Source organism: Nonomuraea dietziae, assembly GCF_014195505.1.
Lineage (GTDB): Bacteria > Actinomycetota > Actinomycetes > Streptosporangiales > Streptosporangiaceae > Nonomuraea > Nonomuraea roseola.
The window spans coordinates 4,244,650-4,258,327 of record NZ_JACIBV010000001.1 but is presented as its reverse complement, the minus strand read 5'-3'; the positions used below and the strand labels follow the sequence as shown (position 1 = coordinate 4,258,327).

Annotated in this window: 12 protein-coding genes; 7 read left to right on the top strand and 5 right to left on the bottom strand. The window is 70.6% G+C overall.

Annotated features, from left to right (window positions below):
* Positions 1 to 21 precede the first annotated feature (21 nt).
* Positions 22 to 1,014: a stage II sporulation protein M gene (locus tag FHR33_RS20135; protein WP_183649965.1), complete on the top strand. Its 993-nt coding sequence runs from the start codon at positions 22 to 24 to the stop codon at positions 1,012 to 1,014.
* On the opposite strand, the gene FHR33_RS20130 is transcribed toward FHR33_RS20135, so the two are convergent.
* The 5 genes from FHR33_RS20130 to FHR33_RS20110 are packed head-to-tail and all read right to left on the bottom strand — an operon-like array spanning position 1,011 to position 6,156.
* On the bottom strand, positions 1,011 to 2,309 hold the full coding sequence (locus tag FHR33_RS20130) for a DUF58 domain-containing protein (protein ID WP_183649964.1): 1,299 nt from the start codon (positions 2,307 to 2,309) through the stop codon (positions 1,011 to 1,013). The two genes, FHR33_RS20135 and FHR33_RS20130, sit on opposite strands and share 4 nt — an antisense overlap.
* A complete protein-coding gene (locus tag FHR33_RS20125) occupies positions 2,309 to 3,247 on the bottom strand; it encodes an AAA family ATPase (RefSeq protein ID WP_183660190.1) in 939 nt (312 codons plus the stop codon). The genes FHR33_RS20130 and FHR33_RS20125 overlap by 1 nt, the downstream gene beginning before the upstream one ends.
* A 31-nt stretch (positions 3,248 to 3,278) precedes the next feature.
* Positions 3,279 to 4,397, bottom strand: coding sequence for a DUF4350 domain-containing protein (locus tag FHR33_RS20120; RefSeq protein ID WP_183649962.1), 1,119 nt, complete (start codon positions 4,395 to 4,397; stop codon positions 3,279 to 3,281).
* Positions 4,394 to 4,996: a DUF4129 domain-containing protein gene (locus FHR33_RS20115; protein ID WP_183649960.1), complete on the bottom strand. Its 603-nt coding sequence runs from the start codon at positions 4,994 to 4,996 to the stop codon at positions 4,394 to 4,396. Before FHR33_RS20115 ends, FHR33_RS20120 begins: the two co-directional genes overlap by 4 nt.
* Positions 4,993 to 6,156 (bottom strand): DUF7847 domain-containing protein, encoded by a 1,164-nt coding sequence (locus FHR33_RS20110; RefSeq protein ID WP_183649957.1) that lies wholly within the window; start codon positions 6,154 to 6,156, stop codon positions 4,993 to 4,995. Before FHR33_RS20110 ends, FHR33_RS20115 begins: the two co-directional genes overlap by 4 nt.
* A gap of 215 nt (positions 6,157 to 6,371) precedes the next feature.
* On the opposite strand from FHR33_RS20110, the gene mtrA reads away from it, so the two are divergent.
* From mtrA to FHR33_RS20080, 6 genes are all read left to right on the top strand, one after another.
* Entirely contained in the window at positions 6,372 to 7,049 is a 678-nt protein-coding gene (gene mtrA, locus FHR33_RS20105; RefSeq protein ID WP_043620615.1) for an MtrAB system response regulator MtrA, read from the top strand.
* Between the two features lie 15 nt (positions 7,050 to 7,064).
* Positions 7,065 to 8,795: an MtrAB system histidine kinase MtrB gene (mtrB, locus tag FHR33_RS20100; RefSeq protein ID WP_183649954.1), complete on the top strand. Its 1,731-nt coding sequence runs from the start codon at positions 7,065 to 7,067 to the stop codon at positions 8,793 to 8,795.
* Positions 8,785 to 10,539 carry an LpqB family beta-propeller domain-containing protein gene (locus tag FHR33_RS20095; RefSeq protein WP_183649952.1) on the top strand — a complete coding sequence of 585 codons (1,755 nt, stop codon included), beginning with the start codon at positions 8,785 to 8,787 and terminating at the stop codon, positions 10,537 to 10,539. Before mtrB ends, FHR33_RS20095 begins: the two co-directional genes overlap by 11 nt.
* A 142-nt stretch (positions 10,540 to 10,681) precedes the next feature.
* Positions 10,682 to 11,344, top strand: coding sequence for a ComF family protein (locus FHR33_RS20090; protein WP_312895630.1), 663 nt, complete (start codon positions 10,682 to 10,684; stop codon positions 11,342 to 11,344).
* Between the two features lie 594 nt (positions 11,345 to 11,938).
* Entirely contained in the window at positions 11,939 to 12,598 is a 660-nt protein-coding gene (gene hpf, locus FHR33_RS20085) for a ribosome hibernation-promoting factor, HPF/YfiA family (RefSeq protein WP_183649950.1), read from the top strand.
* Between the two features lie 185 nt (positions 12,599 to 12,783).
* Positions 12,784 to 13,452, top strand: coding sequence for a response regulator (locus tag FHR33_RS20080; protein ID WP_183649948.1), 669 nt, complete (start codon positions 12,784 to 12,786; stop codon positions 13,450 to 13,452).
* Positions 13,453 to 13,678 lie beyond the last annotated feature (226 nt).

Genomic DNA, 13,678 nt, shown 5'->3' with positions numbered 1-13,678 from the left:
GCCTAGTGCCAGAATGTCCCGGTGGACATTGACGCCTTCGTCGCCGCGCACCGGCCCGCGTGGGATCGACTCGACCACCTGGTACGGCGGCGCAGGTCGCTGACGGGCGCGGAGGTCGACGAGCTGGTCGAGCTCTACCAGCGGGTGTCGACCCACCTGTCGATCGTGCGTTCGGGCACGCAGGACGCCATGCTCGTCGGCAGGCTGTCGGCGCTGGTGGCCAGGGCGCGCTCGGCGGTGACCGGCGCGCACGCCCCCGCCTGGCGCGACGTCGTCAGGTTCTTCACGGTCTCGTTCCCCGTGGTCGCCTACCGCGCCAGGTGGTGGTGGCTGGCCAGCACCCTGGCCTTCGTGGCGGTCTCGTGGATCATGGGCGCGTGGGTGGCGGGCAGCCCGGAGGTGCAGGCCGCCGTGGGCACGCCCGAGGAGATCAAGCAGCTGGTCGAGCACGACTTCGCCGACTACTACTCGGAGAATCCCGCCGCCTCGTTCGCCAGCAGGGTGTGGATCAACAATGCCTGGGTCTCCATGCAGGTCATCGTGTTCGCGATCTTCCTGGGCCTGCCGATCCCCTGGATCCTCTTCCAGAACGCCGCCAACGTGGCCGTCTCGGGCGGCCTCATGGCCTCGCGCGACAAGCTCGACATCTTCTTCGGCCTGATCCTGCCGCACGGCCTGCTGGAGCTGACGGCCGTGTTCCTGGCCGCGGCGGTCGGCATGCGGCTGGGCTGGACGGTCATCGTGCCGGGACCGCGCCGCAGGGTCGACGCGCTGGCCGAGCAGGGACGAGCGGTGGTCAGCGTGGCGATCGGGCTGGTGCTGGTCCTGTTCGTGTCAGGCCTGATCGAGGCGCTCGTCACGCCTTCGGGGCTGCCGACGTGGGCGCGCCTGTCCATCGGGGTGATCGCCGAGGCGGCCTTCCTCGCCTACGTCGTGTACTTCGGCAGGAAGGCCTACCTCGAGGGCGAGACGGGCGACCTCGAGAGGGCGCCCGACGTGGCGCCGACGAACTAGAGCCGTCCCGCTGCCTTCAGCGCCAGGTACGCGTCGGCCAGCGCGGGCGCGAAGTCCTCGGGCAGCGCGTCCACGACCTCCACGCCGTGCCCGCGCAGGCGCGCGGTGATGCGCCTGCGCTCGGCGAGGGAGCGTTCGGCCGCGGCGGCGTCGTAGACCTGCTCGGCCGTCCCCCTGCCCGCCGCCATGGCCGCGACCAGCGGGTCGGATACGCCGGCCACCAGCAGCAGGTGCCGCGACGACAGCTGGGGCAGCACCGGCATCAGCCCCTCTTCGAGCGCGGCCGAGTTGAGGTCGGTCAGCAGGACCACGAGCGCCCTCCGCTTGGCCCTGCCCAGGATGGCGGCGGCCAGGCCGGGCGCGTCGGACTCCACCAGCTCGGCCTCGACCGGGGCCATGACGTTCACCAGCGCCGAGAGCAGCTCGGTGCGCGAGGCGCCCGACACCCAGGCGCGCACCGCCCTGTCGTAGGCCAGGAAGTCCACCTGGTCACCGGCCTTGACGGCCAGCGCGGCCAGCAGCAACGCGGCGTCCATGGACCAGTCGAGCCTGGGCCATCCCGTCCCCACGCGCCCGGCCGACGTGCGCCCCGTGTCGAGGACGATCAGCACGCGCCTGTCCCTCTCGGGCCGCCAGGTCCGCACCACCACGTCGTTGCGGCGGGCCGTGGCGCGCCAGTCGATGGAGCGCACGTCGTCGCCGACCACGTACTCCCGCAGCGAGTCGAACTCCGTGCCCTGCCCCCTGACCAGCGCGGGGTGGTTGCCCTCGAGCTCTCGCAGCCTCGCCAGGCGCGAGGGCAGGTGCTTGCGCGACAGGAAGGGAGGCAGCACCCGCACCGTCCACGGCACGCTGTGACCACCCTGCCGCGCGGCCAGCCCGAGAGGCCCGAAGGCCCGGACGGTCACCGCCTCCGACGACCTGTCGCCGCGCCGGGTGGGCTTCAGCTCGAACACCAGGCGCCGCCGCTCGCCCGGCGGCACGTCGATGGGCACGCTCTTGGGCGACAGCCCCGCCGAGGGCTGCCACGCGTCGCGCAGGACACCGCGCACCCGCCGAGGGCCGGGATTCTCCACGATCAGCTCGACCGTGGCCGTCTCGCCGAGCCGTACGGAGGTGGGGCCCGAGCGGGTGAACGTCAGCGGCCGCACCGACCCTGCGAACACCAGGTCGGTCACGATCGCGGCGAGCAGCAGCAGGCAGCCCGCGAGCACCGCGTAGCCGGGCCCTGGCACGAACAGCACCACCACGATCCACAGGGCCGCTACCAGCCCCGCCCGCCCTGTCAGTGCCATCAGCGGGGGACCGGCACGGCCGCCAGGATGCCGTCGAGCAGGCCGTCCGTGGTCGCGCCCTCGAGCTCGGCCTCGGGCCGCAGCTGGATCCTGTGCCGCAGCGCGGGCCTGGCCAGCGCCTTCACGTCGTCGGGCGTCACGTAGGTGCGGCCGGACAGCCACGCCCACGCCCTGGAGGCCGCCAGCAGCGCCGTCGCGCCGCGAGGCGAGACGCCCAGCTGCAGCGAGGGCGACTGCCTGGTCGCCCTGGCCAGGTCGACGATGTAGCCGAGCACCTCGGGGGCCACGTGCACCGCGGCCACCGCCTCGCGGCCCGCGGCCAGGTCGTCGGCCGAGGCCACCGGCTTGACCTGCGACAGGTCGCGCGGGTCGAAGCCGCGCGCGTGCCGTTCGAGCACCGCGATCTCCTGGTCGCGCGGCGGCAGCGGCACGGTCAGCTTCAGCAGGAACCTGTCGAGCTGCGCCTCGGGCAGCTGGTAGGTGCCCTCGTACTCCACCGGGTTCTGCGTCGCGCACACCACGAAGGGGTCGGGCAGCGGCCTGGCGTCGCCCTCGACGCTGACCTGCCGCTCCTCCATCGCCTCGAGCAGCGCCGCCTGCGTCTTCGGCGGCGTGCGGTTGATCTCGTCGGCGAGCAGCAGGTTGGTGAAGACGGGCCCCTCGCGGAAGTCGAACTCCGCGGTCTTCGCGTCGTAGATCAGTGAGCCCGTCACGTCGCCGGGCATCAGGTCGGGCGTGAACTGCACGCGCTTGAAGTCGAGCGAGAGCGCGGCCGACAGGGTGCGGACCATCAGCGTCTTGGCCACGCCGGGCACGCCCTCCAGGAGCACGTGCCCCCTGCACAGCAGCGCGATGACCAGCCCTGTCACGACCGCGTCCTGGCCCACCACGGCCTTGGCCACCTCGGCGCGCAACGCGCCGAGCGCCTCGCGCGCCATGTCACCGCGCCCCGCGACGCGGGTGGTCTCCTCAGTGTTCACGAACCTGCCTCTCGATCTCGTCCAAGTATCCAGCCAGGGCCACCAGGCCCGCGTCGTCGGCGGGGGGCGCGCCGTACAGGGCGGTCCCGAGGTGGCCGGCCTCCAGCCCCGTGCGTGCGGCCAGCGCCGCCACGACCTCGTCGGCCCTGGGCTGCGCGCCGAGTCCGAGCCGGGGTGTCAGGCGGTCGAGCGCGCCGCCGCGCAGCGCCTCGGCGGCCTGGGTCCTGGCTCTGCGGGCACGGTAGAGCCTGCCCCTGCCCTCCACGGTCTCCGCCGCCCTCACCACGACAGGCAGCCGCTCGGCCACCACGGGCCCGAGCCGCCTGCCCTGCCAGAGCGCGACGACCGCGACGGCGACGACCGCCATGAGCACCGCCCACGGCACGTTGTCGGGCATGAGCTCCTGGATGCTCCTGCCTCCTGGCCCTGGCAGCTCGCCGGCCCCCACGGGAGGGGGCACCAGCCAGGTGACGGCCTTGCGGGAGCCGAGCAGGTTCAGCGCGAGCGCGGCGTTGCCGTCCTCGGCCAGGCGCAGGTTGGTCATGAACTCGCCGCTGCCGAGCACGGTGACCGTGCCCGCCGTCACGAGGGAGCCCGCGTAGCAGGACTCGCCGTCTGCCTCGAAGGTCCGGCCGCCCAGGTAAGCGTTGCCGGCGGCGCGGGCGGCCGGCAGCCGGCAGCCGGGCTCGCGCGATCGCAGGCGCGCCTGCCCGTCGTGGTCCACGGAGGGGGCGAGCACGTCGAGGTAGGGCTGGTCGCCGACGATCACGAAGTCGCCGGAGATGTTCGCGAGCCGTTCGGCCTCGCTGTAGTCGCCGTTCCACGGCGCGCCGACCAGCAGGAGGCGCTCGCCTTCACGGGCAAGGGACTCGGCGGTCTCCACCGAGTCGACCCTGTCGACGCGCACGCCCCTGTCGCGCAGCAACTGGGCCAGCGCCTTGGAGCCGCGCAGGGAGGCGTCGTCGGGGTCGAGGTAGCGGCCCTGCTCACCGCCGCCCGCGAGCAGCGCGCCGAACACCGCGGTGGCCACCACGAGCAGCGCGACCGCCACAGCCGCCCTGCCTCGCCGCCACAGGCCCTTCGCCGTGGGAGCGGTCGAGACGCTCACGACGCCACCGGCCTGGCCAGGCGGAGCCGTTCGTCCAGGTCACGCAGCATCGCGTAGGCGGCGGGGCTGCCAGGCACGCCGCCGTAGGCGACGTCGTCGAAGGCGCGCGCGGCCGCGGCGAGCTCCTCGGCGAAGGCCGGCAGCGACCTGCCCGCCTCCGCCGCCAGCTCGTCGGCGGTCTTGCCCGGCAGGCCGTCGATCAGCGCTCTGTCCTGCAGGTCGCGGGCGATGGCGCGCAGCCGTTCCTGGACGGCCTCGGCCCACCGACCCTCCGCGGCCAGCCGCTCGGCCGCCTGCCTGTGCTCGGCCGCGGTCATCGCCCTGCCGTCGAACAGGTCGCCTGGCGCCGTCGTGGCGCGGGCCGACCTGCGTGCCAGCCAGACCAGCACCGTGACGAGCGCGACGACGAACAGGACCAGCAGCAGCGCGGCCAGCAGGGCGCCGACGGGGCTGCCGCCCGGAGCGAAGTCGGTCGCGTCGCCGAGCAACTGCTGGAAAGTGCGGTAGAGCCTGTCGAGCAGCGACTCGTGCGCGTAGCCCGGCTTGGACAGCTCCTCGGCCGCCCTGCGCTGCGCCTCCTCACGGCCCAGAGGGGTCACGGCCTGCGGGCGTTCGACGGATGCCAGAGTTCGTCGGCCGTGGCGTGCACCCAGCCCTGCCGCTGCTGCTCGAGGGCGGCGGTCTGCAGGACCAGGTCGAAGGCCTCGCTGCGCATGCGCCTGTCGGTGTAGAGCAGCCCCGCCACGCCCGCCTGGAGCGGGTAGGTGATCATCGCGCCCAGCGTGGTGCCGACGGCGAGCACCACGGCGACGGCGATGGTGGCGCCGGTGGAGCCCTCGCCGAACACGCTGACGATCCCCGCGATCAGGCCGAACGGGAAGCTGATGATCATGCTGACCAGCCAGGCGATGATCATGGTGAGCACGAGGATGCCGAACACCCTCCAGAAGTCGCCGCCCACCAGGCGCCACGACCTGCGCATCGCCTGCACGGGGCCGAGCCCCTCCAGCACCACCGCGGGGGCGGCCAGGGCGAAGCGCGTGTTGATGAACAGCGCGTAGCCGATGTAGAAGAGCATGAACAGAAGGCCGAGGCCGAGCGCGGCCAGGGGCTCACCGCTCGACGCGGCGGCGTAGAAGATCACCGCCATCGGGATGGCGGGCACCAGGATGAGCCCGAGCACCAGGAAGAAGACCCCGAACAGCGCCGGCACCCTCGAGGCGACCAGCCGCCAGGCCTCGCCTGCGGTGATCTTGCCGCCGAAGACGGCTCTGCCGAGGATTCTGATGAGGATGCCGGTCAGGATCGTGACGGCCGCGAGGCTCACCACCGACGAGATGATCGTCGGCAGGTACTGGGTGACGAACCCGCCCTCCATCGCCGCCGGCTGGGCCGTCGGGTCGTCCAGGAGGTCGCCGATCGAGCTGAGCGTCAGCGCCTGCCCGATCGAGACGGGCACCGCGGCGACGGCCGCGACGATCGCCGACAGGCCGAGCACCGCCTTGGGGTTGGACCTGATGAGCTTGATCGTGCCGTCGTAGATGTCGCCGAGGCCCAGGGGGCGTAGCGGGATGATTCCCGGACGCAGCGCGGGCGGCGGCATGTAGCCGTACCCTTGCTGGCCGTAGGGAGGCGGTGGGGGAACAGGTTGCTGCCACGCTGACGGGTCCGGGCCGCCGCTGTAGGGGGATCCGGGGGCCCGGTAGGGCGGAGGCTGCTCAGCCGACCAGCCGGGCGGCGTCTCGTGACCGTCTGACATACACCAATCCTGGCACGGTGGGCGACTCATTGGTGTAGTGCGAGTCCGGGGATGGTCGAAACATGCCTTTGTCTTGCACACTGAGATTACGGGGGTTGCAGGGGCGTCTAAAATTCGGCTTTCGATGGTCTGATGGTTATGCCACGAGGCTGGCAAGGGTAACCTTCAGCAACCGTGCGGGTATGTCCCACAATGCGTAGAACGAATGAGGGGCCATGAAAGGACGCGTGCTTGTCGTCGACGACGACGCCGCTCTCGCCGAGATGCTCGGCATCGTGCTGCGGGGCGAAGGTTTCGAACCATCCTTTGTCTCCGACGGCGACAAGGCCCTCGACGCGTTCCGGGATACGCGCCCGGATCTGGTACTGCTCGACCTGATGCTTCCGGGGGCGGACGGCATCGACGTGGCGCGCAGGATCAGGGCTGAGTCGGGGGTCCCGATCGTCATGCTCACCGCCAAGAGCGACACGATCGACGTCGTGCTCGGCCTGGAATCGGGGGCCGACGACTACATCGTCAAGCCGTTCAAGCCCAAGGAGCTCGTGGCCAGGGTGCGGGCGCGGCTGCGCCGTACCGACGAGCCGACCCCTGAGATCCTGCAGATCGGCGACATCACCATCGACGTCGCGGGCCACTCGGTCAAGCGCGGCGAGGAGACCATCAACCTCACCCCGCTCGAGTTCGACCTGCTCGTCGCCCTCGCCCGCAAGCCGCGCCAGGTCTTCACCCGCGAGGTGCTCCTGGAGCAGGTCTGGGGCTACCGGCACGCGGCCGACACCCGTCTGGTCAACGTGCACGTCCAGCGCCTGCGCGCCAAGATCGAGAAGGACCCTGAGCACCCCGAGATCGTGGTCACGGTCCGCGGCGTGGGCTACAAAGCCGGCCCGGCGTAAGTCTTCCCTTTCCTCATGTTCCCGTCGAAGAGCAGGCCCCGTCGCAGGACGATCCGCCAGATCCTTGGCGGCGTCAGGCGGCGGGCCAGGCGCGCGGTGGGCATGGTCCGCAGCACGTGGCGGCGCTCGCTCCAGCTCCAGGTCATCACCAGCACGCTGGTGATCTCTGTGACCGTGGTCGCCGTCCTGGGCGTCTTCCTGGTCGACCAGATCAACACCTCGGTCGTCGACAGCCGCACGCAGGCGGCCGTCACCGACGCCACGGCCGACAGGGTCGCCATCGTGGCCGCGCTCAACCAGGAGCCCGCCGAGCAGGGCAAGGCCGCCGAGGGCAGCACCGCCCCGATCGAGGACCCGCTCGACCAGGCTCTCTACGGCATCATCGGCACCGGCGAGAGCGGCTGGCAGAAGCGCTACCAGCTGCTCGTGCTCAACCCGACCGAGCCGGGAGGCTCGCGGGCCACGGGCCGGGTACTGCCCGTCGACGTGCCCGCCGACCTGCGCGCGAAGCTCCAGACCAAGCGCGACAAGAGCGGCGTGCTCAACGAGCCGCAGCAGGTCAGGAAGCGCATCAAGTTCGCCGCCGGAGGCGAGCCCGAGCTGACACTCGTGGTCGGCGCCTTCGTCCAGAACGGCTACGAGGTCTACCACTTCTTCCCGCTCACCGGCGAGGAGGAGATGCTCACCACCGTGCGCCAGGTGCTGGTGGTCGTCGGCATCGGCCTGGTGCTGCTGCTCGGCGCCATCGCCTCCCTGGTCACCCGCCAGGTCGTCACCCCCGTACGGCTGGCCCGCCAGGCGGCCGAGCGCCTCGCCTCGGGACGGCTCGACGAGCGGCTCAAGGTGCGCGGCGAGGACGACCTCGCGCGGTTGGCCACCTCCTTCAACGAGATGGCCGCCAACCTGGCGCTCAAGATCCATCAGCTGGAGGAGCTGTCGCAGGTGCAGCGGCAGTTCGTCTCCGACGTCTCACACGAGCTGCGTACCCCGCTCACCACCGTGCGGATGGCCGCCGACCTGCTCTACGACGCGCGCGAGGACTTCGAGCCGATGGCCGCGCGCTCGGCCGAGCTGATGCAGGCCCAGCTCGAGCGATTCGAGTCGATGCTGGCCGACCTGCTGGAGATCAGCCGCTACGACGCGGGCGCGGCCACGCTCGACCTCGACTCCACCGACGTGCGCGACGTGGTCCTGCGCGCGGTGGGCGACTCCGAGGCGCTGGCCGAACGGCACGGCACCCGCTTCGAGCTGCGGCTGCCGAGCGAGCCCTGCATGGCGGAGATCGACAGCCGCAGGGTGGAGCGGATCCTGCGCAACCTGCTGTTCAACGCGATCGAGCACGGCGAGGGGCGCGAGATCGTGGTGACCGTGGGAGCCGACCGCGACGCGGCGGCCGTGGCCGTACGGGATCACGGAGTCGGCCTGAAACCCGGCGAGGACCAGATGGTCTTCGACAGGTTCTGGAGGGCGGACCCCTCGAGGGCGCGCACGATCGGCGGCACCGGGCTCGGGCTGGCCATCTCGCGCGAGGACGCCATGCTGCACGGAGGCTGGTTGCAGGCGTGGGGGACGCCTGGAGAGGGGTCGCAGTTCAGACTCACCCTGCCTCGCACGGCGGGGGCCGTGCTGAAGGGCTCTCCGCTGTCGCTCGTGCCGCCGGAGGTGGAAATGCGGCGGACATGGCGCGGGCACATCACGCCGGTGCTCTCACCGGCGGCGGGGGAGGGGGTGCTCCATGCGGAGTAAGAAGTTCGGCGTTCTCGTGCTCGCGGCCAGCGTGGCCTGCGGCGGTTCGGCCTGTTCGGTGATCTCTGTGGGCGGGCCGCCCGAGCTGGCCAGGCCCGCCGACGCCGCCGACTCGATGACCAAGCCGTTCCAGCGCATGGTCGCCACGTCCCCGCAGGCCGACTGGACGCCGACGCAGACCGTCCAGGGGCTGCTGGCGGCGATGGCCAGCTTCGACGACGTCGAGCAGAAGATCCTGCGCGAGTACCTCACACCCGAGGCCAAGCGCGCGTGGAAGCCCGGCGACTCCTTCACCGTGGTCGAGGACAACCCGACCGTCAACCAGGTGAAAGAGGGCATGGTCCAGATCGAGGCCACCCAGATCGCGATCATCCACGACGACGGCTGGTACGAGCCCAAGAAGGAGAAGCGCACCCTGCAGGTCCCCGTGGCCAAGACGAAGGAGGGCTACCGGGTCTCCAGGCTCGACAACGGGCTGATGCTCCTCACCGCCGCCGACGTGCGCAGGGCCTACGCGCAGGCCGACATCTACTTCCTCAGCGGTTCGGGCTCGCTCGACGACCCCAGGGCCATCCCCGTGGTCGACCACGTGTGGCTGCCGGTCAACCCGCGCAGGTCGCTCGCGGAGACGATCGTCGACAGGCTGCTCGAAGGCCCGAGCGAGTCGCTCGAGGGCGCGGTCTCCACCGCGTTCGAGGGGATCAGCCTCGACAGGATCGACCCGGGTGACGAGACGGTCGTGGTCAGGCTCGAAGGCCAGTTCAAGACCCAGCCGGCGCCCGTCGAGGCGCTCACGCGGCAGCTGCAGTGGAGCCTGAGGGAGCTGACCAAGGGCCGCACCATCGAGGTGCGCCTCAACGGCGAGCCCTTCTACGAGTCGAGCCCGCTGACGATCGTGCCCAGGCAGACCGAGACATGGCTGCGCTCGCCGGAGAGCAAGGTCTACTTCGTCCAGAACGGCCAGCTGATGTGGCTCGGCCAGGACGGCGCGAGCAGCGCGATCCCCGGTCCCGTCGGACAGCTGGGCGAGATCTACAAGGAGCCGGCGATCACCGGCTCGCCCGGGCCGCGCGAGGGAGACCCGGCGGAGTACGTGGCCGCGCTGAAGAACGACGGCCGCAGCGTCTGGATCAGCCGTCTCGCCGGTGACGCCCAGTGGGAGGAGGCGATCAAGGGCACCGACCTGACCGCCCCCAGCTGGAACTGGAACGGCACGCTGTGGACCGTCGACAGGGTCGACGAGCGCACCTCCTACGTCCTGCGCTACGACATGTCGGCCCTGGACCAGCCGGTGACGCGCATCGCCGCCCCCGAGCTGAACGGCAAGCAGGTCAAGGCCTTCAAGGTCGCCAGGGACGGCACCAGGGTGGCCGCCATCGTCGCCGACGGCGAGGGCGTCTCCGTCATGGTCGGCGTCATCACCGGCGACAAGCTGGACCACTTCCAGACGCTGTGGTCGGCGGAGGAGATCAAGGACCTCGCCTGGAGCGACTCCGAGCACCTGCTCGCGCTCGTCGGCTCGGGCCGCACCATCTCCGAGATCGACATCAGCAACGGGACGGTGCGGCAGCTTCCTGGTACCGACAAGCGCATCACGTCCATCACGGCGCTGAACGACCGGCTGGTGGCGGGCACCGAGGCCGACGAGAAGGGTGGCGGGAAGGTGCTGGAGCTCACGCAGGACAAGTGGGTCGACACCAAGGCCCCGGAGGGCGCCCTCTACCTGACCTTCCCCCTCGACTGACCCCCTCGACTGACCCCCTCGACTGACCCCCTCGACCGACCCCTCGGCTGCCCCTCTGACCCTCGCTCGAGCGACCCCGCGCTCGACCCCCGGCCCAGGACTCGGCACTGGTTCTGTCGGTGGCGGCGGGCATCCTGCACGCGTGCTCGACCTCCTCCTGCCCCTTCGATGCGTGGGCTGCGCCGTCCGGGGCTCGCTGCTGTGCGAGGCGTGCCTCGTCGTCGCCCCCGCCGACAGGACACCCGTTCCTGGCCCCGAGGGGCTGCCCGTCTGCTGGTCGGCGACGCTCTACGAGGGCGCGGCCCGCCAGGCGATCCTCCACTACAAGGAGCGGGGCCGTACGGCTCTCGCCGCCCCGCTGGCGCAGGCGCTGGCCTTCACCATCGCCACGGCGGTGCCACGGGGGGCCCTCGTCGTCGTCCCGGTGCCGAGCGCCCGGCGGGCCGTCCGCGCGAGAGGGCACGACCCCGTGGGCAGGCTGGCGGCGCTGGCCGTACGCCATCTGGCCGGTCTGGGCAGGGCGGTCACGCTCCGCGCGGACCTCAGGCAGAGCAGGAGAGTGGCCGACCAGGCGGGGCTCAGCGCCGCGCAGAGGGCCGCCAACCTGGCCTCCTCCCTACGAGTCGCGCAGGCGGGCGGCGCGCCCCTGAGTGGCCGCTCAGGGCCGCCTGTGGTCCTCGTGGACGACGTCGTCACGACGGGGGCGACGCTGGCCGAGGCGGCCAGGGCGATACGCGAAGCGGGGGCGACCGTAGGCGCCGCGGTAACGGTCGCCGCGACACGCCGAAAAAGCGTGATCCATTAAGGTGACGGACAGTAAAGGCGACGCCAGGTCTCCACCCTCCCCGCTTCGCCACATCTCCCTTCCTCGGCCGCAGCTCACCGGGTCCTCCAGGCCCGCCTGGAAGGGGTAAACGGTCGCTAATCCGGACATCTGCTACCCCTCTTTCGTGCTCGCAAAATCACGCAAAGTGATCTTTTAGGCGAACCTCAGGCTGACATTCGGACGGGATCCGGATAGCGTTCTGACATGGCACCCGTTCGGGTCCGTGGTTGCGCAGGGTCGGGGCTCCCGGCTCTGCTAGCCGATGCCAGCCGCAGGCGAAACGGTCCACGTAAGGCGACTTTTTGTCGACTGATCACGGTGCGGCTTAGGAGTAAGTCCTGCCTTCCCGGGGGTCCAGATGTCCCCCGACCAGAAGAGAAGGGCAGTAGTGGCAAAGAGCTGCGAACCCCTCAGCAGGCGATTGTGGGGTCGAAGACCAGGTCGGCCGGACGGGTGCCACTGGAGCCGCTGGTGACGATGTGTCGAAAGAGGGTAACGGTGGTAGAAGACCTCGCCCGGCAGGCACAGCGTCGGGCGCTCTGTCTCAGTTGTTAGACGAAGGGGGGCTGTTGCATGGACATCATCGTCAAGGGACGGCACACAGGAGTGAGTGACCGGTTCCGGGACCACGTGACGACCAAGCTGGCCAGGATCGAGCGTCTGGACAACAAGCTCATTCGAGTCGATGTGGAGGTGTCGAAGGAGCGCAACCCCCGTCTCGCGGATCAGCGCGAGCGCGTCGAGCTCACCATTCACTCACGAGGACCCGCCATCCGCGCGGAGGCCTCGGCAGACGACCGATTCGCCGCCCTCGATCTAGCACTCGACAAACTCGAAGGCCGCCTCAGGCGGATCGCGGACCGGCGCAAGGTGCATCACGGCAACCACGCCACCCCTTCCGTGGCCGAACTGACGGCGGCGCTGGCCGACGTCTACGACACGCCGCAGGCCACCGCCGTCCCCGCGCAGGCGGAGCCCGAGGAGGAGGACCTCCTCCCCGACGACAAGGCCTACGACGACATCGTCCCCATCGAGATGGACGGCGAAGGCCCTTGCGTCGTCCGCGAGAAGTTCCACAAAGCCGAACCCATGACCATCGACCAGGCCCTTCTCGAGATGGAACTGGTCGGTCACGACTTCTACCTGTTCCGTGACAAGGAGAGCGGCCAGCCGAGCGTCGTCTACAGCCGGCGCGGCTACCACTACGGCGTGTTGCGGCTCGTTGAGCCGTAATGTCGTAAACGAAGATCCTCTCGACCACCCCAGGACCGCAAAAGCCTGGCATCATGGCGGTTCAACGGCTCTGGCCCCCCACGAGGAGGAGACGTGAGCGAGCGCAGCGAGCGAGTCGAGGCGGCGCGCCCCGGCCACGTGAGCGAGCGAGCCATCAGGCAGATGCGGTCCCCCGAGGAGGCCGCATGAGCGACCCGATCCGCGTGATGATCGTTGATGATCACGAGCTGATCAGGCGCAGCCTCGCGCTGGCTCTGGCGGCCGAGGAGGACATCGAGGTGGTCGGCGAGGCGAGCGACGGGCAGGAGGCGGTCGAGCTGGCCGATCGCCTTCTCCCCGACGTGGTCCTGATGGACGTTCGCATGCCCAGACAGGGCGGCATCGAGGCGACCGGCGGCATCAAGGCGTCGGTGCCCAGCACCAGGATCATCATGCTGACGGTCAGCGACGAGGAGGAGGACCTCTTCGAGGCGATCAAGGCAGGGGCCACCGGCTACCTGCTGAAGGACGTCCAGATCGACGAGGTTCCCGACGCGGTGCGCGGCGTGCACGAGGGCCAGTCCCTCATCAACCCCGCGATGGCGGCGAAGCTCATCACCGAGTTCGCCAACATGAGCCGCAAGGAGGCCGAACGGCCGCCCCAGCTGCCGGTTCCGAGGCTGACGGAGCGGGAGATGGAGGTGCTGCGGCTGGTGGCGAAGGGGATGAACAACCGAGAGATCGCCAAGCAGCTGTTCATCTCGGAGAACACGGTGAAGAACCACGTGAGGAACATCCTCGACAAGCTGCAACTGCATTCCAGGATGGAGGCCGTGGTCTACGCCGTGCGTGAACGCATGCTGGAGATCACCTGACGGACTGGGGTCAACGGCCTGCCGCATGCCCTTAACGGGTTTGTCGGGGAGCACGGGGACACTGAGGCGGCGCGGAGACGGACGACCACGGTCTCCGCTCGGCCGCGCCGTGGGGGCGAAAGCCTGCGGCCTTCACGGGCTCGTCCTTGGAGAAGCGCGTGCCCGCGCTCTCGACCAGGGTCGCGCGATGTGGAGACTCCCGAGGCCGAGCCTTCGAAAGGCGGGC

Excerpts from the sequence above, each read along its gene's own strand:
- hpf (WP_183649950.1), top strand. The coding sequence starts at position 11,939 with ATGGACATCATCGTCAAGGGACGGCACACAGGAGTGAGTGACCGGTTC.
- FHR33_RS20125 (WP_183660190.1), bottom strand. The coding sequence starts at position 3,247 with ATGGCGCGCGAGGCGCTCGGCGCGTTGCGCGCCGAGGTGGCCAAGGCC.
- FHR33_RS20080 (WP_183649948.1), top strand. The coding sequence starts at position 12,784 with ATGAGCGACCCGATCCGCGTGATGATCGTTGATGATCACGAGCTGATC.
- mtrA (WP_043620615.1), top strand. The coding sequence starts at position 6,372 with ATGAAAGGACGCGTGCTTGTCGTCGACGACGACGCCGCTCTCGCCGAG.
- FHR33_RS20095 (WP_183649952.1), top strand. The coding sequence starts at position 8,785 with ATGCGGAGTAAGAAGTTCGGCGTTCTCGTGCTCGCGGCCAGCGTGGCC.
- mtrB (WP_183649954.1), top strand. The coding sequence starts at position 7,065 with ATGTTCCCGTCGAAGAGCAGGCCCCGTCGCAGGACGATCCGCCAGATC.
- FHR33_RS20110 (WP_183649957.1), bottom strand. The coding sequence starts at position 6,156 with ATGTCAGACGGTCACGAGACGCCGCCCGGCTGGTCGGCTGAGCAGCCT.
- FHR33_RS20130 (WP_183649964.1), bottom strand. The coding sequence starts at position 2,309 with ATGGCACTGACAGGGCGGGCGGGGCTGGTAGCGGCCCTGTGGATCGTG.